The 25,582-nt window shown below is 67.9% G+C and carries 22 protein-coding genes; 16 read left to right on the top strand and 6 right to left on the bottom strand.

Going from position 1 to position 25,582, the window contains the following annotated elements; translation table 11 throughout:
• Positions 1-286 precede the first annotated feature (286 nt).
• Genes dapE through map form a run of 6 tightly spaced genes read right to left on the bottom strand, consistent with a single transcriptional unit; the run spans position 287 to position 7,138 of the window.
• Entirely contained in the window at positions 287-1,414 is a 1,128-nt protein-coding gene (gene dapE, locus C1925_RS07330; RefSeq protein ID WP_108768317.1) for a succinyl-diaminopimelate desuccinylase, read from the bottom strand.
• Positions 1,411-1,782, bottom strand: a complete 372-nt coding sequence (locus C1925_RS07325; protein WP_174213496.1) for an arsenate reductase — start codon at positions 1,780-1,782, stop codon at positions 1,411-1,413. Before C1925_RS07325 ends, dapE begins: the two co-directional genes overlap by 4 nt.
• 31 nt (positions 1,783-1,813) lie before the next feature.
• Positions 1,814-2,680: a hypothetical protein gene (locus tag C1925_RS07320; RefSeq protein WP_108768316.1), complete on the bottom strand. Its 867-nt coding sequence runs from the start codon at positions 2,678-2,680 to the stop codon at positions 1,814-1,816.
• Between the two features lie 2 nt (positions 2,681-2,682).
• The gene (gene dapD / locus C1925_RS07315) at positions 2,683-3,732 is read right to left on the bottom strand and encodes a 2,3,4,5-tetrahydropyridine-2,6-dicarboxylate N-succinyltransferase (RefSeq protein ID WP_108768315.1); all 1,050 of its coding nucleotides are present in this window, start codon (positions 3,730-3,732) and stop codon (positions 2,683-2,685) included.
• The gene (locus tag C1925_RS07310) at positions 3,732-6,359 is read right to left on the bottom strand and encodes a [protein-PII] uridylyltransferase (RefSeq protein WP_108768314.1); all 2,628 of its coding nucleotides are present in this window, start codon (positions 6,357-6,359) and stop codon (positions 3,732-3,734) included. The genes dapD and C1925_RS07310 overlap by 1 nt, the downstream gene beginning before the upstream one ends.
• A 2-nt stretch (positions 6,360-6,361) precedes the next feature.
• Entirely contained in the window at positions 6,362-7,138 is a 777-nt protein-coding gene (gene map / locus C1925_RS07305) for a type I methionyl aminopeptidase (RefSeq protein WP_108747792.1), read from the bottom strand.
• 239 nt (positions 7,139-7,377) lie between these two features.
• Here map and C1925_RS07300 point away from each other — a divergent pair, with 239 nt between their 5' ends.
• From C1925_RS07300 to bamA, 16 genes are all read left to right on the top strand, one after another.
• Positions 7,378-7,905: a spore coat U domain-containing protein gene (locus tag C1925_RS07300; RefSeq protein WP_108768313.1), complete on the top strand. Its 528-nt coding sequence runs from the start codon at positions 7,378-7,380 to the stop codon at positions 7,903-7,905.
• Entirely contained in the window at positions 7,905-8,654 is a 750-nt protein-coding gene (locus tag C1925_RS07295) for a molecular chaperone (RefSeq protein WP_108768312.1), read from the top strand. Before C1925_RS07300 ends, C1925_RS07295 begins: the two co-directional genes overlap by 1 nt.
• Before the next feature lie 7 nt (positions 8,655-8,661).
• On the top strand, positions 8,662-11,010 hold the full coding sequence (locus tag C1925_RS07290) for a fimbria/pilus outer membrane usher protein (RefSeq protein ID WP_254051399.1): 2,349 nt from the start codon (positions 8,662-8,664) through the stop codon (positions 11,008-11,010).
• Positions 11,007-12,047, top strand: a complete 1,041-nt coding sequence (locus C1925_RS07285; protein WP_108768310.1) for a spore coat U domain-containing protein — start codon at positions 11,007-11,009, stop codon at positions 12,045-12,047. Before C1925_RS07290 ends, C1925_RS07285 begins: the two co-directional genes overlap by 4 nt.
• Positions 12,048-12,222: 175 nt before the next feature.
• A complete protein-coding gene (locus tag C1925_RS07280) occupies positions 12,223-12,438 on the top strand; it encodes a hypothetical protein (RefSeq protein ID WP_254051398.1) in 216 nt (71 codons plus the stop codon).
• A complete protein-coding gene (locus C1925_RS07275; RefSeq protein WP_108768309.1) occupies positions 12,438-13,142 on the top strand; it encodes a fimbria/pilus periplasmic chaperone in 705 nt (234 codons plus the stop codon). Before C1925_RS07280 ends, C1925_RS07275 begins: the two co-directional genes overlap by 1 nt.
• 219 nt (positions 13,143-13,361) lie before the next feature.
• Entirely contained in the window at positions 13,362-14,168 is an 807-nt protein-coding gene (rpsB, locus tag C1925_RS07270; RefSeq protein ID WP_108768308.1) for a 30S ribosomal protein S2, read from the top strand.
• A 126-nt stretch (positions 14,169-14,294) separates the two neighbouring features.
• A complete protein-coding gene (tsf, locus tag C1925_RS07265) occupies positions 14,295-15,170 on the top strand; it encodes a translation elongation factor Ts (RefSeq protein ID WP_108768307.1) in 876 nt (291 codons plus the stop codon).
• Positions 15,171-15,500: 330 nt separating this feature from the next.
• Entirely contained in the window at positions 15,501-17,039 is a 1,539-nt protein-coding gene (locus tag C1925_RS07260; RefSeq protein WP_108768306.1) for a GGDEF domain-containing protein, read from the top strand.
• Positions 17,040-17,158: 119 nt separating this feature from the next.
• On the top strand, positions 17,159-17,887 hold the full coding sequence (pyrH, locus tag C1925_RS07255) for a UMP kinase (RefSeq protein ID WP_079221256.1): 729 nt from the start codon (positions 17,159-17,161) through the stop codon (positions 17,885-17,887).
• Positions 17,888-17,984: 97 nt separating this feature from the next.
• Positions 17,985-18,539 (top strand): ribosome recycling factor, encoded by a 555-nt coding sequence (gene frr / locus C1925_RS07250; protein WP_108768305.1) that lies wholly within the window; start codon positions 17,985-17,987, stop codon positions 18,537-18,539.
• Positions 18,540-18,544: 5 nt separating this feature from the next.
• Positions 18,545-19,312, top strand: a complete 768-nt coding sequence (uppS, locus tag C1925_RS07245) for a polyprenyl diphosphate synthase (RefSeq protein WP_108768304.1) — start codon at positions 18,545-18,547, stop codon at positions 19,310-19,312.
• A complete protein-coding gene (locus tag C1925_RS07240) occupies positions 19,309-20,145 on the top strand; it encodes a phosphatidate cytidylyltransferase (RefSeq protein WP_108768303.1) in 837 nt (278 codons plus the stop codon). The genes uppS and C1925_RS07240 overlap by 4 nt, the downstream gene beginning before the upstream one ends.
• Positions 20,146-20,147: 2 nt before the next feature.
• Positions 20,148-21,338: a 1-deoxy-D-xylulose-5-phosphate reductoisomerase gene (locus C1925_RS07235; protein WP_108768302.1), complete on the top strand. Its 1,191-nt coding sequence runs from the start codon at positions 20,148-20,150 to the stop codon at positions 21,336-21,338.
• Positions 21,339-21,393: 55 nt separating this feature from the next.
• Positions 21,394-22,752: an RIP metalloprotease RseP gene (rseP, locus tag C1925_RS07230; protein WP_108768301.1), complete on the top strand. Its 1,359-nt coding sequence runs from the start codon at positions 21,394-21,396 to the stop codon at positions 22,750-22,752.
• 74 nt (positions 22,753-22,826) lie between these two features.
• On the top strand, positions 22,827-25,247 hold the full coding sequence (gene bamA, locus C1925_RS07225; RefSeq protein ID WP_108768300.1) for an outer membrane protein assembly factor BamA: 2,421 nt from the start codon (positions 22,827-22,829) through the stop codon (positions 25,245-25,247).
• The last annotated feature ends 335 nt before the right edge of the window (positions 25,248-25,582 follow it).

Genomic DNA, 25,582 nt, shown 5'->3' with positions numbered 1-25,582 from the left:
GGTGTCCGGGCGTATGTTGCTGTCTATCTACCCAGGGCGCAGTCCCGCATCGGCCGCGCACGATTGCGCGCACGGTTATTCCCGCGCAGATTATTGCGGTTGGAATTGTTGACGGCGGTGGCCAGGTGGATCGACATGGCACTGACCGTATCGCGGTTTCTGGGGCCGTGCAACAGTTGCGTTGGCAACCACAGGAGCCGTGCCGACCAACGGTCGGCACCCACCAACTGCGGGGTCGCCACTGTGCCGACCAACGGTCGGCACCCACCCGGGCGGGATTGCGGGGTTACACCAGCAGGCGCTCCACCAGCCGCTGGTACAGGCCCGGCAGGGCCTCCAGCTCGTCCACGCGCACGTTCTCGTCCACCTGGTGGATGCTGGCGTTGACCGGCCCCACTTCGATGCACTGCGCACCCAGCGGTGCGATGAAGCGCGCATCGGAGGTGCCACCGCCGGTGCTTTCTTCCGGGGCATGGCCGATGTGTTCGGCCAGCACCGCACGCGCGGCCGCACGCAGCGGGCCTTCCGGGGTGTAGAACGGCTCGCCGCTGCGGTGCCACTTCAGCGTGTACTGCAGGCCGTGCCGGTCCAGCAACGCGCTGATCTCCGCTTCCAGCTTCGGCGCATCCCAGTGCGGGTTGTAGCGGATGTTGAAATCCACCTCCAGCTCGCCGGGAATCACGTTGTTGGCGCCGGTGCCGGCATGGATGTTGGAGATCTGCAGGCTGGTGGGCGGGAAGCTCTCATAGCCCTCGTCCCAGCGCCGCGCACTCAGTTCGGCCAGCGCCGGCGCCGCCTGGTGGATCGGATTGCGCGCCTTGTCCGGGTAGGCCACGTGGCCCTGCACGCCCTGCACGCGCAGCTTGGCCGACAGGCTGCCGCGGCGGCCGACGCGCAGCAGGTCGCCCAGCGTCACCGTCGACGAAGGCTCGCCGGTGATGCACCAGTCGATGCGCTGGCCACGCTCGGAGAACAGGCGCGCGACATGGCGCACGCCGTCGATGGCATCGCCTTCCTCGTCGCTGGTGAGCAGCACGGCCAGCGTGCCGGCATGGTCAGGATGCGCGGCCACGAACTGCTCGGCGGCGATGACGAAAGCCGCCACGCTGCCCTTCATGTCGGCGGTGCCACGGCCGTACAGCACGCCGTCGCGGATCTCCGGGGTGAACGGATCGCTCTGCCACGCCTCGCGCGGGCCCGGCGGCACCACGTCGGTGTGGCCCAGCAGCACCAGCACCGGTGCGCCGCTGCCGTGGGTCGCCCACAGGTTGTCGACCTCGCCCAGGCGCAGATGTTCGCACTGGAAACCAGCCTGCTGCAGGCGCACGGACAGCAGCGCCTGGCAGCCCGCATCATCCGGCGTCACCGACGGCCGCGCGATCAGGTCGCAGGTCAGGTCGAGGACGGCGCTCACGCGCCACCCACGCCGAAGCGTGCCTTGAAGCCGTTGTCACTGAAGCCCTGGCTGACCGTGCCGTCGGCGGTCACCACGACAGGGCGCTTGATCAGCTGCGGGTACTCGCGCAGCAGCAGCTTCCACTCGGCATCCGAATCAGCCGCCTTGCGGTTGTCCGGCAGCTGCCGCCAGGTGGTGGACGACTTGTTGACCATCGCGGCCAGGCCGCCCAGCTGCGCGGCCCACTCCAGCAGGGTTTCCGGGCTGGGTTTGTTGTCGCGGTAGTCGACGAAGGTGTACGGCACGCCGAAGCGGTCCAGCCACTTGGTCGCCTTCTTGCAGGTATCGCAGTTCTTCAAACCGTAGACAGTGGTGCTCATGGCCATCTGTGATGCAGGAAAACAGAGGGCCAGAATCTCACAACAGGCGCTCGGACACGACCCGGAACGGCACCGATGGCAGGCGCAGGGCCAGCCCCTCGGCCAGGTCCACGCCCATCGCCTGCAGGCGCGGGCAATGCAGCTCGCCCTGCAGCTGCAGCGGCTGCAGCTGGGCGATGTCCACCGGCAGATCGATGCGGGTGCTGGCCCAACGCTGGTCGCAGGTGCGGGCAATGGCCTCGTCCTGGCAGGTCAGGAAGCGCAGTAGGGCGTCACGACCACCGAACGCAGTGACCCATGCATCGGCCGCAGGACCTTCGGCCGCGCGCCACTGCAGGTGCAGGCCCGGGGCACTGCCCTGCCCGCCTTCGATCAGGGTGTGTCCACCGCCATCGGCGCGCACCACATGCTCGAAGCGCGTGGACAGATGCGGCTGCATGGCATCGCTGAACGCGCGCGCGCCGGCCACGAAGGCCAGCTGGTCCATCACGTTGCGGTCGAACAGCACCACCGGCGCTCCCTGCGGAGCGTCGTCGCGACGCAGGTACCAGCGCCAGTTGCTCTGCCGTGGCAAGGGCATCAGCGCACGCAGCGGTCCGGCCGCACGCGGGCCGAAGTGGCCGTGGCGGTAGCTGAGGATCGTGTAGGGCGTGCGCCCTTCATGCACGACGTAATGATGGCCGGGGGGCGGCGGCAGCGCGTGCCGCACATCCACCCACCAGCTCACGTAGACCACATCGCGCACGTCACTGGCCAGCATGGGCATCGGCCAGCGCCGCGACAGCGCGCGGCGCAGCCGGGTCCACCGTGGGGCATGCAACAGGCGCGGCAGCACCCGTCCGAACAGGCTGTCGGACGGATGCCGGTAGATCGCCGACGGCGCCAGGTCCTCCGGCGCAGTCACCTTCAGTCGGCCAGGCCGCGCAGCAGGTCGTTCACGCTGGTCTTGCTGCGGGTCTTGGCATCGACCTGCTTGACGATCACCGCACAGTACAGCGAGTGGGTGCCGTCCTTGCTCGGCAGCGAGCCGGACACCACCACGCTGTACGGCGGGATGTAGCCGTAGGTGATCTCGCCGGTGGCGCGGTTGTAGATGCGGGTGCTCTGGCTGAGGAACACGCCCATGCCGATCACGCTGTGGTGGCCGACGACCACGCCTTCCACCACTTCCGAACGCGCACCGATGAAGCAGTGGTCTTCGATGATGGTCGGGCTGGCCTGCAGCGGCTCGAGCACGCCGCCGATGCCGGCGCCGCCGGACAGGTGGCAGTGCTGGCCGATCTGCGCGCAGGAACCGACGGTGGCCCAGGTGTCGACCATGGTGCCTTCGCCGACGTAGGCGCCGATGTTGGTGAAGCTCGGCATCAGCACCACGTCCTTGCCGAAGTACGTGCCGCGACGGGCGATCGCACCCGGCACCACGCGCACGCCAGCGCGACGGAACTTCGCTTCGTCATAGCCGGCGAAGCGCGATTCGACCTTGTCCCAGAACGGCGCCGGGCGTGCGTCGACCACGGCCATGTCGTTGACACGGAAGTACAGCAGCACGGCCTTCTTCAGCCACTCGTTGACCTTCCAGCCACCGTGGCCGTCCGGCTCGGCAACGCGGAATTCACCGGTTTCCAGGCCATCGATCACGCGGTTGACCAGCGGACGGGTGGACCCTTCCAGCTCATGCAGGGTCAGCGTGGCGCGGCGCTCAAAGGCGCTTTCGATGCCGAACTTCAGTTCTTCCACACCCGGCACCGGCGGCTTGCGCAGCGACTTGCGGGCAATGGTTTCGGCGCGTGCGGCTTCGGCGCTCTTGGCCGGGGCCTTCTTCGCGACCGGCTTCTTCGCAACAGCAGCCTTCTTCACCGGCGTCTTGGCCGGGACGGCCTTCTTCGGTGCGGCAGTCTTCTTCGCCGCTGCGCTCTTGGCGGTCGCAGCAGTCTTTTTCACGGGCTTGGTGGCCATCAGGTGGGGTCTCCGGCGTTTCGATCAGGGTCCAGGCAGGCCAGCATTGCGTCATGCAGCTGCTGCCGGGCGGGTTCGGTCAGGGGGAGGTCGTGTTCGTCACTGATCACGAAGGTGTCTTCGGCGCGTTCGCCGAACGTGGCAATGCGCGCGTCATGCACGCGCAGGCCCTGGTTGCGCAGCACGAACGCCACGTCGGCCAGCAGGCCGGGGCGGTCGGGGGCGACCAGGGCGAATCGGGTCGCGCCGGGTTCATCGCGGAACTCGATGCGCGGCGCGAAACGGAAGTGGCGCAGCTGGCGGGGCACCACACGTCGCGACGGGCGCAGCAGGGTCAGGTCGCCACCCAGCGCTTCGCGCAGTGCGGCTTCCAGGTTGGCGCTGCTGCCATCGGCGAAGGTGTCGGCCGGGCTCACTTCGAAGGTATCGAAAATGGTGTCCGACGGGCCATCCAGCACGCGTGCGCGATGGATGCCGTAGCCCTTGCGGTCCAGGGTCATCACGATCGCGGCGAACAGGCCATCGCGGTCGGGCGAGTGCACGAACACCTCCAGCGCGGGGTCGTCCACGCTGATCCGGCGCACCTTCACCAGGGTGTGGCCCTGCTTGATCGGTACCAGCGCCGAGGCCTGCCAGGCCAGCTGTTCCGGGCGCAGGCGCATGAAGCCCTCGTCGGGCATCACCGCGAACTGGCGGTCGATGGTGGCATCGTCGTAGCCCTGCTCGCGCACCAGCGCGCGCACGCTGTCGCGCGCCTCGGCCACGCGTTCGGCGGCCGGCATCGGGTGCTCCAATCCATCGCGCAGCGCGCGCCGGGTGGCGAAGTACAGATCGGCCAGCAGCCGGTCCTTCCACGCGTTCCACAGCTTGGGGCTGGTGCCGGCGATGTCGGCGCAGGTCAGCAGGTACAGGTAGTCCAGGCGGTCGCGGCTGCCGACCAGGGTAGCGAAGCGATGGATCACCACCGGATCGGCGATGTCCTGCTTCTGCGCGGTCACCGACATGCGCAGGTGCTGCTCCACCAGCCAGGCCACCAGTTCGGTATCGCTGCCGCTCAGCGCATGGGCGTGGCAGAACGCACGCGCGTCCACCGCCCCCAGTTCGGAATGGTCGCCGCCGCGGCCCTTGGCGATGTCATGGAACAGGCCGGCCAGCAGCAGAAGTTCGGGCTTGCGCAGGCGCGGCCAGACTTCGTGGGCGATCGAGAAGCGTTCGTCGGCACGGCTGCTGGCGAACAGGCCGATGTTGCGCAGGACCATCAGCGTGTGCTGGTCGACCGTGTACACATGGAACAGGTCGAACTGCATGCGCCCGCTGACCTGGGCGAAGGCGGGAATCCACTGCCCGAGTACGCCCAGCCGCGCCATGCGTGACAGCGTGTCGACCGGACGCTGGCCGCGCAGCAGGGCCATGAACTGTTCGCGGGCATTGGCATCGGCGCGGTCGTAGGCCGGCAGCAGCGGCAGCGCCTCGGCCAGCGCGCGTGCGGTCAGCGAATGCAGGCCGCGAATCTGCGGGTTGTTGGCCCAGCTTGCGAACAGGGCGAATACCTGGCCGACGTCACCGCACGGCCACTCGGCATCGTTGGCGGCCAGATAGCCGCGGCGCAGCGAAAAGCCCACCGTCAACGGTTCCGGCTGCGCCTCGCCGTCGAACTGCTCCTCGAAGCGCTGCAGCAGGCGGTCGCTGATCCGCCGCACCACCAGGGCGGCGCGGTAGAAGCCCTGCATCATCTTCTCGACGCCCAGGTTCTCGGCGTCGTCTTCGAAGCCCAGGCGCGCGGCCAGGGTCTTCTGGTAATCAAAGCGCAGGCGCTCTTCCGGGCGGCGCGCCACCAGGTGCAGGCCGAAACGCAGGCGTGCCAGCACCGCGCGCTCGCGCTTCAGTGCGGCCGCTTCATCGGCGCCCAAGTGGCCCAGTCCGACCAGCGCTTCCAGGTCACGCACGCCGAAGGCGCGCAGCGCCATCCAGCCCAGCGTGTTGAGGTCGCGCAGGCCGCCGGGGCCGTCCTTCAGGTCCGGCTCCAGGTTGTCGGCGGTATCGCCGAAGCGCTGGTGGCGGTTGCGCAGCTCTTCCAGCTTGGCCAGGAAGAAGGTGCGTGCCGGCCACAGTTCGCGGTCGTCGATGGCCCCGCGCAGCGCGCGCCGGGCCGCATCGTCGGCCACGACCGGGCGGGCTTCGATCAGTGCGGTCAGCACGGTCTGGTCGGCGGCAGCCTCGCGGCACTGCGCCGCCGAACGCACGGCATGGCTGACCGCCAGGCCGCAGTCCCACAGGAGTGCGAACAGGCGCGACAGTCCGGCCTCATGGGCCAGCTGCGCAGGCGCATCACCGAACACCAGCAGGTCGATGTCCGAGCGCGGGAACAGTTCACCGCGACCGTAGCCACCCACCGCGAACACCGACAACCCGCTGCCGGCCGGCACGCAGCGCTGCCAGGCCAGGCGGATCAGGTGGTCGGCTGCGCGCGCGCGCAGCGCGATCAGGCGCTCGATGTTGTCGCCCTGGTCGAAGCGGCGGTACAGGCGCGCATCGGCCTGCTGCAGCGCCTGCCGTGCGGCAGACGCCCATTCGGGATCCTCGAGCGAATCGGCCGGCGCGTCCAGCAGTGAACCCGCCGGCAGCATCGTCAGGAGACCTGCGATTCGCCCGGCGACAGGGTCAGCACGTCCACGCCGGTCTCGGTGACCGCGATCATGTGCTCCCACTGCGCCGACAGCTTGCGGTCCTTGGTCACCACGGTCCAGCCGTCCGGCAGCACCTTGTTGTAGCGGGTGCCCTCGTTGATCATCGGCTCGATGGTGAAGGTCATACCCGGCTGCAGCACCAGGCCCTGGCCCGGGCGGCCGTAATGCACCACCTGTGGTTCATCGTGGTAGACCTTGCCGATGCCGTGGCCGCAGTACTCGCGCACCACGCTGAAACGCTCGCCTTCGGCATAGCTCTGGATGGCATGGCCGATGTCGCCCAGGGTCGCGCCCGGACGCACCGCGCGGATGCCGCGCCACATCGCTTCGTAGGTGGCTTCGACCAGGCGGCGGGCCATCACCGACGGCGTGCCGACGAAGTACATGCGGCTGGTATCGCCGTGCCAGCCGTCCTTGATGACGGTGACGTCGATGTTGATGATGTCGCCGTCCTTGAGCACCTTCCCTTCGCTGGGGATGCCGTGGCAGATGACATTGTTGACCGAGGTGCACACGCTCTTGGGGAAGCCGCGGTAGCCGACGTTGGCCGGCGTGGCGCCCTGCACGTTCACGATGTGGTCGTGGCAGATGCGGTCCAGCTCCTCGGTGGTGACACCGGGCTTGACGTGGGGGGTGACGATGTCGAGCACTTCGCTGGCCAGGCGGCCGGCGATGCGCATCGCCTCGATTTCCTGCGGGGTTTTCAGATTCACGCTCATGGCACCCATTATCGCCGATCCGGCCGCAATCTGAACGAACGCCACCCAACTGGGCGTACTGACGATGCACGGATCCGGCAAGGACCGTGAAAACGTGACCCACCCCGCGCTTTGTCAGACGCAAATATCACTGAATACAGACACTTACCCGGCCTAGGCTGAACGGGACCGTCGTCAACGCGGCTCAGAACGTGCCGCACCGTCCTGTTCAACAGACCTTCGGGTCAGGGAGGTTGTCCATGCGATCTGCCGTACGTTCCCCGTTGGCCTGGGCCCTCGCCCTGGCTCTGGCCGGCCCAGCCGCCGCCGCCGACACGACCACGTTCAACGTCACCCTGATCGTCACCAAGGCCTGCACGATTACCGCAGCCGCGGCCACCAACGTCGACTTCGGCACGGCCGCGTCGACCACCGCCACCCCCACCCTGGCCCAGGGTTCGGTCACGGCGCAGTGCTCGGCACTGACCCCGTACACGATCTCGCTCAATGCTGGCGCCAACGCGGGCACCGCCAATGACGTGACCACCCGCCGGATGAAGAACACCAATGCTGCGGTGACTGCCAACAACTATGTCGGCTACCAGCTGTACCAGGACGCCGCGCGCACCCTGGTGTGGGGCGCCACCTCGGGCACCAATACCCAGGCCGGCATCGGCACGGGCCTGGCGGTTCCCTACCAGGTGTATGGCCAGATCACCAACCTGAGTACCAACAACGCCGCGGCCGGTAATTACTTGGACACGGTCACCGCCACGATCACCTATTAATGGGGTGGCATCGGATGACCCTGCCCCACCCGTGGTTCGCCACCGGGGTGGCGCTGCTGCTCGGCCTCGTCCTGTCGGCTCCAGCAGCGGCGGCCACCAGCATGCAGGTGGCGCCCACCAGCCTGCAGATGGACCCGCGCCAGCGCGCCGCCGAACTGTGGCTCACCAACAGTGGTGCGTCACCGGTGAAGGTGCAGGTGCGGGTCTACCGCTGGAGCCAGCAGGACGGCGAGGAGCAGCTGCTGCCCACCACCGACCTGATGGCCACCCCGCCAATGCAGGAAATGGCGGCCGGCCAGCAGCAGCTGATCCGGGTGATGCGCACCGACCCGCAGCCGCCGGCCAGCCAGCAGTACTACCGCCTGATCGTCGACGAGGTGCCGGACCTGTCCACCCGCGCCGAAGGCATGCAGTTCGTCCTCCGTTACTCCATCCCCGTGTTCATCCAGCCCGGCGGCGGCAAGCTGGCGCCGCAGCTGCAGGCCCAGCTGGTGCGCCTGGGCGATGGCCGAAACGGAGTGGAAATCCGCAACAGCGGCAACAGTTATGCGCAGATCGCCGACCTGGCGCTGGGCAGCGCCAAGCGGCCGCGCATCATCCATCCGGGCCTGCTTGGCTATGTGCTGCCCGGCCAGGTGATGCGCTGGCCACTGGAACGCACGGCGATCGACCGCGACAACGACCAGATCACGGCCAAGCTCAATGGCGAGTCCGCGCAGACACCGCTATCGCCCCCACCGGCTCGCTGAGGTCCTGGTGAGCGCGCTGTTGGGTGCAGCCCTCGCTCCCGCAGCAACGTTTGCCGCCGATGTCGCCGGGGTGTCGGTCGATGCGATCCTGCCGGCGCCGACCCCGCTCACCGCCACCCAGACCCTGTACCTGGACGTGCTGTTGAACAGCACGCCGCGCGGGCTGCTGCCCTTCGTCGAAAATCGTGGCCGCCTGCAGGCCAGCCCCGAGGTGCTGCGCCAGCTCGGCTTCAACGCCACTGGCCAGGCACCGGTCTTCCTGGACCAGCTCACCGGCGTGGTGGTGCGTTATGACGCTGGCCTGCAGACCCTCGCACTGGACGTGCCGCTGGACCAGCTGACTCTGCCGACCACCGTACTCAGCCGCCCGCAGGTGAGTGCGCCCAGCGGCAAGGCCTCACCCGGCGTGCTGTTCAACTACGACGTCTACGGCAGCCGCGTCGATGATCTGGCCAACCTCAGCGTGGGCTCGGAACTGCGCATCTTCGGGCTCGGCGACGGCACGTTCGAGAACACGGCCATCAGCCGCCGCTACCAGCAGGCCGAGGATCGCCACTGGCGCGGGGAGAGCGTGCGCCTGGACACGCGCTGGACCCTGGATTTCCCCGAGCAGGCACTGACCCTGGAAGTGGGTGATTTCTACAGCGGCTTCGTCGACTGGTCACGGCCGGTGCGTCTGGGCGGCATCCAGATCGGCCGCAACTATGGGCTGCAGCCTTACCGCGTGCTGACCCCGACCCCGTCGTTCCTCGGCCAGGCAGTGGTCCCCTCCACCGTCGAGCTCTACGTGGACGGCCTGCGCCAATACAGCGGCCAGGTCCCGATCGGCCCGTTCCAGCTGGCTGCGCAGCCAGGCATCAGCGGCACCGGCAGCGCACAGGTGGTGGTGACCGATGCGTTCGGCCGCATGCAGACCCTGGACTTCAGTTTCTACGGCACCCAACAGCTGCTGGCCAAGGGCCTGTCGGACTGGTCGCTGGGCGTGGGCCGGCTGCGCGAGCAGTTCGGCGAGCGCTCCTTCGCCTACGACGACCGTACCGTGGCCAGCGCCAACTGGCGCGGCGGCATCAGCGACCGCTTCACCGGCGAGGCCCATGCCGAGGGCGGCGCCGGCCTGGCCGAGGCCGGCCTGGGCGGCTGGTGGCAGCTGGGCAGCGCCGGCGTGGTCAACCTGGCCTACGCGCACAGCCGCTACCAGGGCCTGCAGGGCGGGCAACGGGCGGTGGGCTACAGCTGGAACAACCGCCGTTTCAACTTCAACCTGCGCAGCGTGCGCAGCCATGGCGATTTCCGCGACCTGGGCGCACTGCAGGACAACCTGCCACCCAGCATCAGCGAGCAGGCCACCGTCGGCGTGGACCTGTTGAAACTGGGCACTCTCAGCGCCAGTTACCTGCGGCTGCGCTACCCCGACGGCGACGACAACCGCTATGCCAGCCTGTTCTGGTCCCGCAGCTGGAGCCCGCGCTGGTCGGCCTACCTGTCGGTCAACCAGAACCTCGACACATCCGAGGATCGCAGCATCTACCTGTCACTGACCGCCAGCCTGGGCGACAACCGCCAGGCCAGCGTGTCCAGCCAGCGCAACGGCGGCACCCAGAGCTGGGTGACCGATGTCACCCAGCCGGTCCCGGGCGATGGCAGCGCCAGCGGCATCGGCTGGCGCGCCCAGGTCCGCCAGGGCGACGACGGCACCGGCGGCCTGGCCGAGGTCGGCATCCTCAACGACGTCGGCCGCTATTCGTTCGGCGCATCACGCCAGGGCGGGCTGAACTTCGCCTATGCCAGCGCCAGTGGCAGCCTGGTGTGGATGGACGGGCATACCTTCGCCACGCGCGAAGTCTCCGACGCCTTCGCGGTGGTCAGTACCAGCGGCGTCGGCGGCGTGCCGGTGCGGCTGGAGAACCGGCTGATCGGCGTGACCGACGACCGCGGCCTGCTGCTGGTCAGCCCGCTGCTGTCCTGGCAGCGCAACCGCGTCTCGATCGACACCCTGGACCTGCCGGCGGACATGCGCGCCGACCGCATCGAGGACTGGGTCACGCCGCGCCAGCGGGCCGGTACCGGGGTGACCTTCAAGCTGCGCGCACGGCCGTCGGTGACGCTGATCCTGCAGGACCTGCAGGGCCAACCGCTGGAGGCCGGCAGCGAGGTCCGGCTGCCGGATGGCCGCCGGGCCACGGTGGGCTACGACGGCCTGCTGTACCTGGAGGACGTCAGCCCCGGCACCACGCTGTACGTCACCACCAGCAACGGCCATTGCCGTTCCCGCGTGCCGGAGCAGCCGCAGGTGGTGGCCAGCGGCGCGCAGCCGCGCCCGGCCGCCTTGCAATGCATGCCGGAGACCGCGCCATGACAGCCCGCCATCTGCTGCTGGCCCTGTCGCTGCTGGCCGGCCTGGTGGTGGTGGCGCCGGCCCGGGCCGCCGCGACCTGCGTGGCGACCGCCAACCCGACCCTCCCCTTCAACACCATCAACAGCCTCGCAGCGGGCCCCACCACCGCCACGCTGAACATCACCGTCACCTGCAATACAGCCGCGCTGAGCCTGCTGGCCTCCACCGGGGTGCGGGTCTGCGTGGGCATTGGCCCCGGCACTGGCGGCAGCAACGCCACCTGGCGGACGATGACCACCAGTACCAGCGACACCATGAATTTCCAGCTCTACAACACCCCGAGCCTCAGCCAGGTCACCGGTCTGGTGCCGCGCGGCACACCGCCGGCGCAGGAACTGACCATGAGCTACAGCGTGCCAGTGCTGACCGGCGGCAGTGGCGCACAGAGCACCAGCCTGACGGCGCAGATCCCGGCCAACCAGGTGCTGGCCTCCGGTGCCTACAGCAGTACCTTCAGCGGTGCCAACGTGGTGCTCACCTGGGCCTGGAACGAAGTCCTGCTCGGCACCGCGACGGTGCCGGCGGCGTGCAACGGCGGCGCCACCGGCACCGCCACGGCCAGCGCGGCCTTCAGCTTCACCGCCACCGCCAACGTGCTGCCGCTGTGTGGCAGCTACGTCACCACCGACATGAACTTCGGCAACGTCACCGGCGGCATCCCCGCCAACATCGACCAGACCGCCACCCTGACCCTGACCTGCCTGAAGAACACCGCCTACCAGGTCAGCCTCGACAACGGTCAGAACAACCCCGCCGCCACCAGCACCCGGCGGATGAGCACGACCATCGGCGGCAGCAGGTACTACGTGGGCTACGAGCTGTACCGCGATGCCGCGCGCAGCCAGCGCTGGGGCAACACCCTCACCGTGGACACCGCCAGCGGCACCGGCACTGGCACGGCGCAGCAGCTGACCATCTACGGCCGCGTGCCGCCGGTGACCGGACAGCCGCCGGCCGGCACCTACAATGACCGGATCACGGTGACCATCACCTATTGAGCCCGCGCGCCCTGGACCGTGCTTTTCGTTGAGTCGAGCCATGCTCGACTGCGCCTTTTTCAGTGTCGACGCTACAGATCCGCCGATCGCGGCCGATACCGCGCTCAGGGATTTCCAGCAGGGCAGACGGCCAGTGGTACGTGCGTTATCGATGACAGCCATCCTGGCAGCCAGCATGACCGCCCATGCCGAGCCGGCGGCCACCCCGCTGCAGATCCGCCTGGTGGTGGTCGAAGGCTGCGCCACCGCGCCAGGCACGACCGCCCCCTGCCCGGTCCCCGCACAGTACAGCGAGGCACCTGCCCTGCCCGCACAGGTCCGCGAGCTCGCACCGCCGACCGGGGACGAAGGCGGCCCCGTGCTGCCCGAACCACCCACGGTCTACTTCTGATGCTCAGGCGCTGGCTGCCCGGCCTGCTGGCCCTGCTGCTGCCCCTGCCGGCGGCGGCACTGGAACTGGTGCCGACCACCCTGCAGCTGCCCGCGGCCGGCGGCCGCACCGAACTGTGGCTGCACAACCCCGGCCCGGCGCCCTGGCGCGGGCGCCTGCAGATCTGGGCCTGGGACCAGCAGACCGGTGCCGAACGGCTGCAGCGCAGCGAGCAGGTCCTGGCCAGCCCCACCCTGATCGACCTGCCCGCCGGCGCCCGCCAACGGGTCTGGCTGCTGCCACGCACGCCCGCACCGGTCGCCGCGGAACAGGCCTACCGGGTGCTGCTGACCCCCGATGACCGCCGGCAGCCCCGCTATTCCCTGCCACTGTTCCGCGGCAGTGATCCCGCCGACGCGCGGGCTCGTCTCTGGGTGGAGACAGCCGGCAATGCGGCGCAGCCCGAGCTGAGACTGCATAATGAGGGGCCTCGCCACGCCCGCCTCAGCGACCTCGTATACGAGGACGCGCAGGGCGAGCCGCACGTGCTGCTGCCGGGTCTCGCCGGGTATGTACTCGCCGACCGGGAGCGCCATTGGCAGCTGCCGGCCCGTGCCGACGGCTACCGCGGCGGCCGCTTCCGGGCCCGTCTGCAGGATGGAGAGGCGCAGGTCCTGTCTGCGCCCAGACCCGCAATTGCAGCGGACGCCTCCGCCGGGCTATAATCGCCGGGATGTCCTGCCGCCCTGTGCGCGGAATACCGTCCACGCCGTACGTCATCGGCGAATCCACACTTGTTGCCCCCATCCGTGCCGGGGTGCTCCGCGAGGAGTTCGGCCACGGAGGCAACAGGGAAGCCCAACCCCGGAACCATCAGCGCTTCCATGCGTCCCGCATACCTATCCCGCGGGCGGAATCGCCGGTTCCCCATCAGGAGTATTGCAATGCCCCAGGTCACCATGCGTCAGATGCTGGAAGCCGGCGTCCACTTCGGCCACCAGACCCGCTACTGGAACCCCAAGATGGCTCCGTACATCTTCGGCGCCCGCGGCAAGATCCACATCATCAACCTGGAAAAGACCGTCCCGCTGTTCAACGACGCGATGAACTTCATCTCGTCGGTTGCCCAGAAGCGCGGCACCGTCCTGTTCCTGGGCACCAAGCGCAGCGCCCGCGAAACCATCCGTGAAGAAGCCGAGCGTTGCGGCATGCCGTTCATGAACCAGCGTTGGCTGGGCGGCACCCTGACCAACTTCCGTACCGTCAAGCAGTCGGTTGCCCGCCTGAAGGAACTGGAAGCCGGTGAATCCGACGGCACCTTCGAGAAGCTGGTCAAGCACGAAGTGCTGGGCCTGCGTCGCGAGCGCGACAAGCTGGAAGCCTCGCTGGGCGGCATCAAGGACATGAACCGTCTGCCGGACGCCATCTTCGTGATCGACATCGGCCACGAAGACATCGCGATCAAGGAAGCCAAGAAGCTGGGCATCCCGGTCATCGCCGTGGTCGACACCAACTACAACCCGGAACTGGTCGACTACGCGATCCCGGGCAACGACGACGCCATCCGCGCTGTGCAGCTGTACGCCCGCGCCGCTGCCGACGCCGTGCTGGAAGGCAAGGCTGCTGCTCCGCACGCTGCTTCGGTGCGTGAAGAAGAGTTCGCCGACGCCGCTGCTGCCGAAGAAGGCAAGCCGGCCCGTCGCGCACCGGCCAAGAAGGCTGCTGCTGACAAGGGCGAAGCCCAGGCCTGATCCAGGCCCCCGGTGGGCGCCCTGCGCCCACCTGTCCTGACCGCTGCCGATGGCGCGGCGACCGGACACTGTCACACGGGCCGGCCACCATGCCGGCCCATCCCCTTTCTTTCGTGAGGTAATCCCGTGGAAATCACTGCTTCCCTGGTCAAGGAACTGCGCGAGCGCACCGGCGCCGGCATGATGGAATGCAAGAAGGCGCTGACCGAAGCCGGCGGCGACATCAACGCCGCTGCTGAAGCCCTGCGCAAGTCGGGCGCCGCCAAGGCCGACAAGAAGGCTGACCGCGTGGCCGCTGAAGGCCGTCTGGGCCTGGCCCAGGACGGCGGCAAGGCCGTGCTGGTCGAGATCAACTCGGAAACCGACTTCGTTGCCAACGACGTCAACTTCAAGAACTTCGTCGATTCCGTCGCCGCTGCCGCCCTGGCATCGGGCGCCGTTGACGCCGAAGCCCTGAAGACCGCCAAGCTGGCCTCCGGCGAAACCGTCGAAGAAGCCCGCGCCACCGCGATCCAGAAGCTGGGTGAAAACATCCAGATCCGTCGCCTGGTCAAGGTCGACACCACCGGCAACGTCGGTGCCTACGTCCACACCAACGGCAAGGTCGGCGTGCTGGTTGACCTGATCGGCGGCGACGTCGAGCTGGCCCGCGGCCTGGCCATGCACGTGGCTGCGCTGAAGCCGCCGCACAACAAGGCTGCCGATGTGCCGGCCGAGTTCGTGGAAAAGGAAAAGGAAATCGAACTGGCCAAGATGTCCGAGAAGGACAAGTCCAAGCCGGCCGACATCCTGGAAAAGATCATCGCCGGCAAGATCAACAAGATCGTCAGCGAAGTGACCCTGTACGGCCAGACCTACGTGCTGGGCGACACCACCGTCGAGCAGGTGGTCAAGGCCGCCGGCGCCGACGTGGCTGGCTTCCAGCTGCTGGTCGTCGGTGAAGGCATCGAGAAGGTGGTGGAAGACTACGCCGCCGAAGTTGCCAAGGCGATGCAGGTCTGATTCCAGCCCACCGGCTGCGAAACGACCAGAAGGAGCCGCGGGAAACCGCGGCTCTTTTTTTATGCCCGTGGGCCTGTAGACCTGTGGGTGCGCACCGCTGGTGCGCACACCCCTGCCCGCTGTGGGTGCGCACCGCTGGTGCGCACACCCTTGCCCCCCCTGTGGGTGCGCACCGTTGGTGCGCACGTCCAGAACAAGGATCTTTGCGTTATCCGCCATTCAAGCCGATACTCGACACAGGGGAATACGCAATCGCATAACAGGAACAGAAGTCGCAGACTGTGATGTATCCCTAGGTATTCTTGTCCTAATGGAATTGAACGATCCGACATGCCTCCTGAGCTGACTGCTGCCCTGGCGCTGTGCCGCAACCTGCCCTCGCCTCCCGGTATTGCCCTGCGCATCATCGAACTGGCCCAGGACCCGGAAGCGGACATCGCCACCGCCGCCGACATCATCGCCATCGACATGGCGCTGAGCGCTCGCATGCTGCGCATCGCCAACTCGCCGCTGTATGCCAGCCGGCGCCGCATCGAGAACCTCGGCCAGGCACTGACCATGCTCGGCCTCAACGCCACCATCAGCCTGGCGCTGGGCTTCACCGTCACCCAGGGCCTGACCGGTGGCAGCGGCGCAGACCACGACCTGCGCCAGCGCGCCTGGAAGCGCAGCATCCTCAGCGCCCTGGCCGCCAGCCAGCTGGGCCAGGCCCGCGGCCTGCGCCGGCTGGAAGAGCTGATGCTGGCCGGCCTGCTGCAGGACATGGGCGTGCTGTGCCTGGCCCAGGCCGAATCCGAGCGTTACCTGCCCCTGCTGCGCGAAGCCGGCGGCAACCTGGACCTGCTCGCCCGCGAACGCGAGGAACTGGGCTGCACCCACGCCGACGTCGGCGCCTGGGTGGCCGAACAGTGGGGCCTGCCGCGCTACCTGGTGGACAGCATCCGCCTGAGCGAGTCCGAGCCCGCCACCGACAATGCATTCCAGGCCTGCGTACAGCTCTCAGGCGCGGTCGCCGACATCTGGCTGGACGAGGATGCCGACGGCGCGCGCGAACGCGCCCTGCACGAGGTCCACGAGCGCCTGCAGCTGGACAGCGCGCGCTTCGACCAGGTGCTGGCGCGCATCAGCGACGCGCTGCCGGACATCGCCAGCCTGTTCGAGACCGGCCTCAGCTCGCCCTCCCGCGTGCGCGAGCTGATCGACCATGCGCAGGAACTGACCACGCTGCGCAACCTGCGTGAGATGCAGGATGCCGAGCAGGCGCGCCGCCGCGCCGACGAATTCGAGGCGCGGGCCAAGCGCCTGGCCGACCAGGCCCACCGTGACGCCCTCACCGGCGTGCTCAACCGCCGCCAGCTGGAAACCGTGCTCGACCAGGAGTTCCAGCGCGCCGGCCGGCATGGCTGGCCGCTGTCGGTGGCCTTCATCGACCTGGACGATTTCAAGAAGATCAACGATGCCCACGGCCACCTGACCGGTGACGAGGTGCTGCGCGTGTTCGCCAGCAAGCTGCAGGGCCAGCTGCGCAACAGCGACACCGTGGCCCGCTTCGGCGGCGAGGAATTCGTGGCACTGCTGCCCAACACCAGCGAAGCGACGGCCCTGGACGTCATCCGCCGCGTACTGGCCAGCATCGTCTCCACCCCGATGGTCGAGCTGGAGGGCGGGCCACTGTTCGTGACCTTCTCCGCCGGCGTGGCCACCCAGGGCGGTTACGAGCGCTTTGCCGGCGTGCAGGACCTGCTGCGGGCGGCCGATGACGTGCTGTACCGCTCCAAGAACCTGGGCCGTAACCGCGTCATCGCGCGCTCGCCCGGCGAACTGGGGCATGATGAGCTGTCTGCCACCGCAGGTGCCGAACTGGGCTGAACCCGCTGCCCCGGCTGAACGGGGCAGTGCAGCCTTCTGCGCCGCAGTGCACAAAATGCTTTGGCCGCGCGCCGCATGCGCGTAGAATCCCCCGCGATTTCCACGCTCACGAGGTCCATATGTCCAAGCTCGCCTATCGCCGCATCCTTCTGAAACTGTCCGGGGAGGCGCTGATGGGAGATGAGGACTACGGCATCGACCCGAAGATCATCAACCGCCTGGCCCGTGAAGTGATCGAGGCCCAGCAGGCGGGCGCCGAAGTGGCGCTGGTGATCGGCGGCGGCAACATCTTCCGCGGCGCCGGCCTGGCCGCAGGCGGCATGGACCGCGTCACCGGCGACCAGATGGGCATGCTGGCCACGGTCATCAACGCCCTGGCCATGCAGGACGCGCTGGAGAAGCTCGGCGCCAAGGCCCGCGTGATGAGCGCCATCAAGATCAACGACGTGTGCGAGGACTACATCCGCCGCCGCGCCATCCGCCACCTGGAAAAGGGCCGCCTGGTGATCTTCGCCGCCGGCGTCGGCAGCCCGTTCTTCACCACCGACTCGGGCGCTGCCCTGCGCGCGATCGAGATCGGCGCGGACCTGCTGCTGAAGGCCACCAAGGTCGATGGCGTGTACGACAAGGACCCGAACAAGCACAGCGACGCGGTCCGCTTCGACAGCCTGAGCTACGACGAAGTGATCCGCCGCGGCCTGGAAGTCATGGATACCGCGGCCTTCGCCCTGGCCCGTGACAGCGACCTGCCGATGCGCGTGTTCGACATGGGCCAGCCGGGCGAGCTGCTGAAGATCCTCGGCGGCGCCAACATCGGCACCCTGGTCCAGGGCCGCGATCCGGCCTGAGCCTGAGCGGCAGGCGTGCTGCGGGCCGATCCAGGCCCGTCAGCGTCCCGTATTCGCCTATAATCGCCCGATTCCAGTTACATCCAGGACCCGGGCGATGCTCAACGACATCAAGAACAACGCGCAGACGCGCATGGCCAAGAGCATCGACGCTCTGAAGCACACCCTCACCTCGATCCGCACCGGGCGTGCCACTCCCGCCCTGCTGGACCGCGTCACGGTCAATGCCTACGGCAACGCCAGCACCCCGCTGAACCAGGTCGCGTCGATCTCCAACGCCGATGCCCACTCGCTGCTGGTCACGCCCTTCGACAAGAGCATGATCAAGGAAATCGAGAAGGGCCTGTACAACCACGAGTTCACCCCGAACACGCTGGGCGCGGCCATCCGCATCAACATGCCGCCGCCGACCGAAGAGCGCCGCAAGGAGCTGGCCAAGCAGGTGCAGAAGGAAGGCGAAGGCGCCAAGATCGCCATCCGCAACATCCGTCAGGACGCCAACAAGGAAGTGGCCAAGCTGGTCAAGGACAAGGCGATCAGCGAAGACGAGAAGAAGCGCGGCGAAGACGACATCCAGAAGCTGACTGACAGCAGCATCAAGGACGTCGACAAGGTCGTCGCCGACAAGGAAAAGGAACTGTTGTCGGTCTGAAGTCGATGCCTTCAGTCCCGCCTCCGTTGCCGGCCGCCCTGCCCCGCCACGTCGCCATCATCATGGATGGCAACGGGCGCTGGGCACAGCAGCGCCGCCGCCCGCGCGTGATCGGCCACCGTGCCGGCGCGCGCGCGGTCAACCGCACCATCGACCGTTGCCTTGAACTGGGCATTCCGGCGCTGACCCTGTTCGCGTTCTCCAGCGAGAACTGGGGCCGCCCGCAGGAAGAAGTCGATGCCCTGATGAAGCTGTTCCTCGGCGCCCTCGACCGTGAAGTGGACGAGCTGCATCGCCGTGGCGTACGCGTGCGCTTCATCGGCGAACGCGAGCGCTTCGGCGCCGGGCTGGTCAGTCGCATGCAGCTGGCCGAACAGCGCACCGCCGACAACACCACGCTGACCCTGTCGATCGCCGCCAGCTACGGTGGCCGCCAGGACATCGCCCGCGCCGCCCGTGCGCTGGCCGCGGAAGTGGCTGCCGGCCGGCTGCTGCCCGAGCAGATCGACGAATCGCTGCTGGGCCGCCAGGTCGCCCTGGCCGACCTGCCGCCGCCGGACCTGTTCATCCGCACCGGTGGCGATACCCGCATCAGCAACTTCCTGCTGTGGCAGCTGGCGTATACCGAGCTGTGGTTCACCGAGGCACTGTGGCCGGACTTTGATTCCGAGCAGCTGCAGCAGGCGCTGGACGCCTACGCCAGCCGTGAACGCCGCTTCGGCCTGACCAGCGCCCAGATCGCCGCCCTGGCCACCGAGACGCCCAGCCCATGACCAAGACCCGAGTTCTCGCCGCGCTGATCATGGCGCCGGTGGCCATTGCCGCGATCCTGCTGCTGCCTACCCAGTGGCTGGCTGCCGCCGCCGCCGCCGTGTTCCTGATCGGCCTGTGGGAATGGCTGAAGCTGGCCGGCATCGAAGATACCCTCGCCCGTACCGTGCTGCTGGTGCTGAACCTGCTGCTGATGGTGCTGATGGTCTGGGCCGATGGCAGTTCGCTGGTGCTGTTCCAGCTGGCGACCCTGGTTGGCGTGGCCTGGTGGCTGGCCGCCCTGGTCTGGCTGCGCTTTTTCACCTTCGGCGCGCAGCCGGGCAGTCCCGCCCGCATCTTCAAGCTGCTGGCCGGCACCCTCGCCATCGTCCCGGCCTGGGCCTCGCTGGTCCTGATCCATGCCGGCGGCGATCCGCCGGGCCACAACGGCCACCTGTGGCTGCTGGCCGCGCTGGCGCTGGTGTGGGCCGCCGATTCGGGCGCCTATTTCGCCGGCCGCCACTTCGGCAAGCACAAGCTGGCCCCGCGCATCAGCCCCAACAAGACCTGGGAAGGCCTGTTCGGCGGCCTGCTGGCCGGTGTCGCCGTGGCCGTCGGCTTGGGCTGGCTGGCCGGCGTGGACGTCGCGCACCTGCCGGGCCTGCTGGTCACCTCGGTGGTGGCCGTGTTCGCCTCGGTGCTGGGTGACCTGTACGAAAGCCTGATCAAGCGCCATGCCGGCGCCAAGGATTCGGGCCACCTCATTCCTGGCCACGGCGGCGTGCTGGACCGCGTCGACGGTGTGCTGGCTGCCCTGCCGGTGTTCGCGCTGGGCAAGGAAATCTTCGGATTCTGACCATGGATGCTGTTGCAGACCTGCGCCGGGTCGCCGTATTCGGCGCCACCGGCTCGATTGGCGCCTCCACGCTGGACGTGATCGCCCGCCATCCGCAGCGCTACCAGGCCACCGTGCTCGCCGCCGGCCGCCAGGTGCAGGCGCTGCTGGCGCTGTGCCGCCAGCACCGGCCCGCGCATGCGGTCATCGCCGACGAAAGCCTGTACACCGAGCTGCGCGACGGCCTGCGCGACGCAGGTCTGGCCACCGAGGCCCACGCCGGCGCTGCCGCCCTGGACCAGCTGGCCGCCAGCGATGCCTGCGACACCGTGGTGGCCGCCATCGTCGGCGCCGCCGGCCTGTCCTCGACCCTGGCCGCTGCCGCCGCCGGCAAGCGCATCCTGCTGGCCAACAAGGAATCGCTGGTGCTGGCCGGCGAACTGCTGACCCGCACCGCCGAGCGTGCCGGCGCCGAGATCATCCCGATCGACAGCGAGCACAGCGCGATCTTCCAGTGCCTGCGCTCGCGTGATGCCAGCCTGGACGGGGCCGGCGTGCGCCGGATCCTGCTGACCGCCTCGGGCGGCCCGTTCCGTGGCCGCAGCCGCGCCGAACTGGAACAGGTGACCCCGGCCCAGGCCGTTGCCCACCCGAAGTGGTCCATGGGCCCGAAGATCTCGGTCGATTCGGCGACGTTGATGAACAAAGGCCTGGAAGTGATCGAGGCGCACCACCTGTTCAAGGTGCCCGGCGAGCGCATCGAGGTGCTGGTCCACCCGCAGAGCCTGGTCCATTCGCTGGTCGAGTTCGTCGACGGCTCGACCCTGGCCCAGCTGGGCCTGCCGGACATGCGCACCACCCTGGCCGTGGGCCTGGGCTGGCCGCAGCGCATCGAATCGGGCGTGTCCGGGCTGGACCTGCTGGCCCAGGGCCGGCTCGATTTCGAAGCCCCGGACACCGAGGCCTTCCCCTGTCTGGCCCTGGCCTGGCAGGCGATGCAGGCCGGCGGCACTGCTCCGGCGGTGCTGAACGCGGCCAATGAAGAGGCCGTTTCAGCGTTTCTTCAGGGCCGGATCGGTTTCCTGAGCATTCCCGCGCTGGTTGCTAACGCTCTTTCAACACTGCCGACCGAAGCAGCCGATACACTGGACGGCCTGTTGTCCGCCGACCAGCGGGCCCGCCAGTTGACCCTGAACGCCATCGACGCCGCCTGAACGCCACGCCCATACCGCATGACGCCGCTGCCATTGCCCGCCACCGTGAGCCTGCATGACTGACTTCATCGGATCGGTCTGGTGGATGATCGTCAGCCTCGGGCTGCTGGTCACCTTCCACGAATTCGGGCACTACGCGGTGGGCCGCCTCTGTGGGGTGAAGGTGCTGCGCTTCTCGGTCGGCTTCGGCCGCCCGCTGTGGTCGCGCCGCGACAAGCACGGCACCGAGTTCGCCATCGCCGCCCTGCCGCTGGGCGGGTATGTGAAGTTCCTCGACGAGCGCGAGGTCGAGGTGCACCCGCATGAGCGCGGGCAGGCCTTCAACCACAAGACCGTCTGGCAGCGCATCGCGATCGTTGCCGCCGGCCCCATCGCCAACCTGCTGCTGTGCATCCTGCTGCTGTGGGCGATGTTCGTGATCGGCAAGCAGGATTATTCGGCCACCATCGGCCGCACCACCGGCATCGCCGCCAGCGCCGGCCTGGCCAGCGGCGACCGCGTGCTGCGCGTGGACGACCGCGACGTGGTCACCCTGGGCGATGCCAGCATGGCCCTGACCGCGGCGGCGATGGACCGGCGTGACGTGACCCTGGAGGTGCTGGACAGCAGCGACCAGGTGCGCAAGCGCACGCTGCCGCTGTCGCAGCTGCCGGCCGGCTTCGATGAACGCCGCGTGCCGAGCCTGGCCGGCCTGCAGTGGCAGGCATCGCTGCAGCCGGCGCAGGTGGACAGCCTGACCGCCGATTCGGCCGTGGCCGGCCTGCTGCAGTCGGGTGACCTGATCGTGGCCATCGACGGCCAGCGCATCGAAGGCGCCGACCAGGTCAGCGCGCAGATCCAGGAACTGGGCCGCCGTGGTGGCCCGGGCATGATCGAAGTACTGCGCGGTGGCGAGCGCCTGGCGCTGGAAGTGACCCCGCGCCCGGGCAAGGACGGCCAGGGCAAGCCGGTCTGGCAGATCGGCGTGGGCTTCTCCGGCGCGTTCAGCCCCGCCTACGACACCCTGATGCGCTACGGGCCGCTTGATGCGGTGACCGTGGCCGTGCGCGAAACCGGCCGCCTGGCCTCCGATTCGCTGGGCATGATGGCCCGCATCGTCACCGGCAAAGCCTCGCTGCAGAACGTTTCCGGCCCGGTCACCATCGCCCGCGTGGCCAATGTTTCGGCCAAACGCGGCCTCGATTGGTTCCTGCAGTTCCTTGCGTTGCTGTCGCTGAGCCTGTGCATCATCAACCTGCTGCCGATTCCCATCTTGGACGGCGGGCACCTGCTGTATTACCTTATCGAGTTGGTCAAGGGCAGCCCGCTGAGCGAGCGTGCCATCGCCGCAGGTCAGTACATCGGCCTTGCGTTGCTGGCCGGGCTGATGGGGCTGGCGTTCTACAACGACATCCTCGGCCTGGTCCCGCGATGAACTTTTCCACGTTTTTGGCGTCTACAGCGCCGGCATCCCGTACCAATGAAATCGACCTTCCTACCGGACGTGACATGACGCGACTCCCCAATCGCCGCCTGCTGGCCCTCGCCCTCGCCGCCGTCACCGGCGCTCCCGCCCTGGCCCAGGCAGCCGAGCCCTTCACTGTCAGCGACATCCGCGTCGACGGCCTGCAGCGCATCAGTTCGGGTACGGTGTTCACCTACCTGCCGGTGGAACGTGGCGAGACGGTCACCGACAGCAAGGTCGGCGAGACCATCCGCGCCCTCTACAAGACCGGCTTCTTCGAAGACGTGCAGCTGGATCGCCAGGGCAACATCCTGGTCGTGACCGTCAAGGAACGCCCGGCGATCAACAAGCTGACCGTGACCGGCAACAAGGACATCAAGTCCGACCAGCTGCTCAAGGGCCTGTCCGACATCGGCCTGACCGAGGGCGGCACCTTCGACCGCCTGAGCCTGGACCGCGTGACGCAGGAACTGCGCCGCCAGTACAACGACCGTGGCAAGTACAACGTCGAGATCACCCCGACGGTGAGCCCGCTGGACCGCAACCGCGTGGACATCGCCATCGCGATCAAGGAGGGCAAGGCCGCCAAGATCCAGCACGTCAACCTGGTCGGTACCGAGAAGTACGCCAGCGAGGACATCCTGGAAACCTGGGAATCCAAGGAGCACAACTGGGCGTCGTGGTACCGCCGCGATGACCAGTACTCCAAGGAGAAGCTGTCCGGTGACCTGGAAAAGCTGAACTCCTGGTACCTGGACCGCGGCTACGTCGACTTCAGCATCGACTCGACCCAGGTCTCGATCAGCCCGGACAAGCGCGACATGTTCGTGACGGCCGGCGTGACCGAGGGCAACCAGTACAAGATCTCCGAGATCAAGGTCAGCGGTGACACCGTCCTGCCGCAGGAAGATGTCGAGCGCATGGTCGTGCAGCGCGCCGGCGACACGTTCTCGCGTGCGCTGCTGGAGTTCAGCTCCGACGCGATCACCAATTCGCTGTCCAACATCGGCTACGCGTTCGCCAAGGTGAACCCGATCCCGACCACCAACCGTGCCGAGCAGACCGTCGCGGTGAACATGCAGGTCGTCCCCGGCCCGCGCGTGTCGGTGCGCCGGATCATCTTCAAGGGCAACACCCGCACCTCCGACGAAGTGATGCGTCGCGAAATGCGCCAGTTCGAGAACAGCTGGTACTCGCAGGCCGCGATCGACCGTTCCAAGATCCGCCTGCAGCGCCTGGGCTACTTCGAGTCGGTGGACGTTGAAACCCCGCCGGTCAGTGGCAGCAACGACCAGGTCGACGTGGTCTACAACGTCAAGGAAACCACCTCGGGCAGCTTCGTGTTCGGCCTGGGCTACTCGCAGTCCTACGGCATGACCACCTCGGTGCAGTTGTCGCAGAACAACTTCCTCGGCGGCGGCAACCGCGTGTCGGTGGAAGCCTCGCGCAGCAGCTACCTGCAGCGCTACGGCTTCAGCTACACCAACCCGTACTTCACCGATGACGGCGTGTCGCTGGGCTACAACCTGTCCTGGCGCGAACTGGATTACTCCGACTTCAACACCGCGCAGTACAACAGCACCAATGGTTCGGCGCAGGTGGTGTTCGGCGTGCCGCTGACCGAGACCGACAGCGTTTCGCTGATGTTCGGCATCGACAGCAACCAGATCACGACGTACGCGGGCTCCACCCCGCAGTCGATCATCGACTACATCAATGCCATCGGCACGCGCACCTTCCACGCCTGGCGCACCGAGCTGGGCTGGGCGCGCGATTCGCGCAACGATTACTTCATGCCGACCCGCGGTACCTACCAGCGCATCGGCCTGGAAACCACCCTGCCGGGTTCGACCGTCGAGTACTTCAAGCTGAACTACCAGATCAGCAAGTACTGGCCGATCATGCCGTCGCTGGTGATCAACACCCGTGCGGAAATCGGCTACGGCGACAGCTACGGCAAGGATTACACCCGCAACATCTGCTACACCGCGCCGACCACCGACAATCCGAACCCGACCCAGACCGTGGACTGCACCCCGGCCTCCTCGGATTACATCAAGACGGTGACCGCCTCGGGCCTGCCGTTCTACGAGAACTTCTACGCCGGCGGCACCAATTCGGTGCGCGGCTTTGAAGACAACACCCTCGGCCCGCGCGAGGTGACCTCGGGTTACCCGAACGGCCAGCCGCTGGGTGGCTCGGTGAAGACCGTCGGCTCGGTCGAAGCGTACTTCCCGCGCCTGTTCGACAGCCCGTCGGCTCGCGTGTCGGCCTTCGTCGACTTCGGTAACGTCTACAACGGCACCGGCAACTTCAAGGCCAACGAGCTGCGCGTGTCCACCGGTGTGGCCCTGCTGTGGCGCGCCCCGGTCGGCCCGATCTCGATCAGCTACGCGTTCCCGCTGAAGAAGAAGGACGGCGACGAAATCGAACGCCTGCAATTCACGTTCGGTGGTCAGTTCTAAGGAGCGAAGCTCCTCAGAACCGCGCCACCTCCGGTGAATTGCCCCCGCATTTCACCTATCCCCCGCGCCGTTGGCGCGCCCCCCTTAACAGAAGGGGGGCTCTCCACCAGACGGGTTACGAAGCGCCGGGCTCTGCCCGGCGTTTTCGTTTTCGGGTGCCTGCGCGAGCGCGGCGGGCGAACTGCTTTTGATTTTTTCTGTTTTTCCGTGGCTGGCACTCGCGCCAGCCTGTCGGGGGGGCGGACGGGTGGGGCCGGCGGGGGTGTGAGCCGCATGGATGCGGCGACCAAGGCTACATGGACGTACTTGCGCCGTCCCCCGCTGGTCCTACCCGT

It is taken from the genome of Stenotrophomonas sp. SAU14A_NAIMI4_5 (genome assembly GCF_003086795.1).
In the GTDB taxonomy this organism is placed as follows: domain Bacteria; phylum Pseudomonadota; class Gammaproteobacteria; order Xanthomonadales; family Xanthomonadaceae; genus Stenotrophomonas.
Note: the sequence above shows the minus strand (reverse complement) of the source record. Positions and strands in the feature narration are given on the sequence as shown.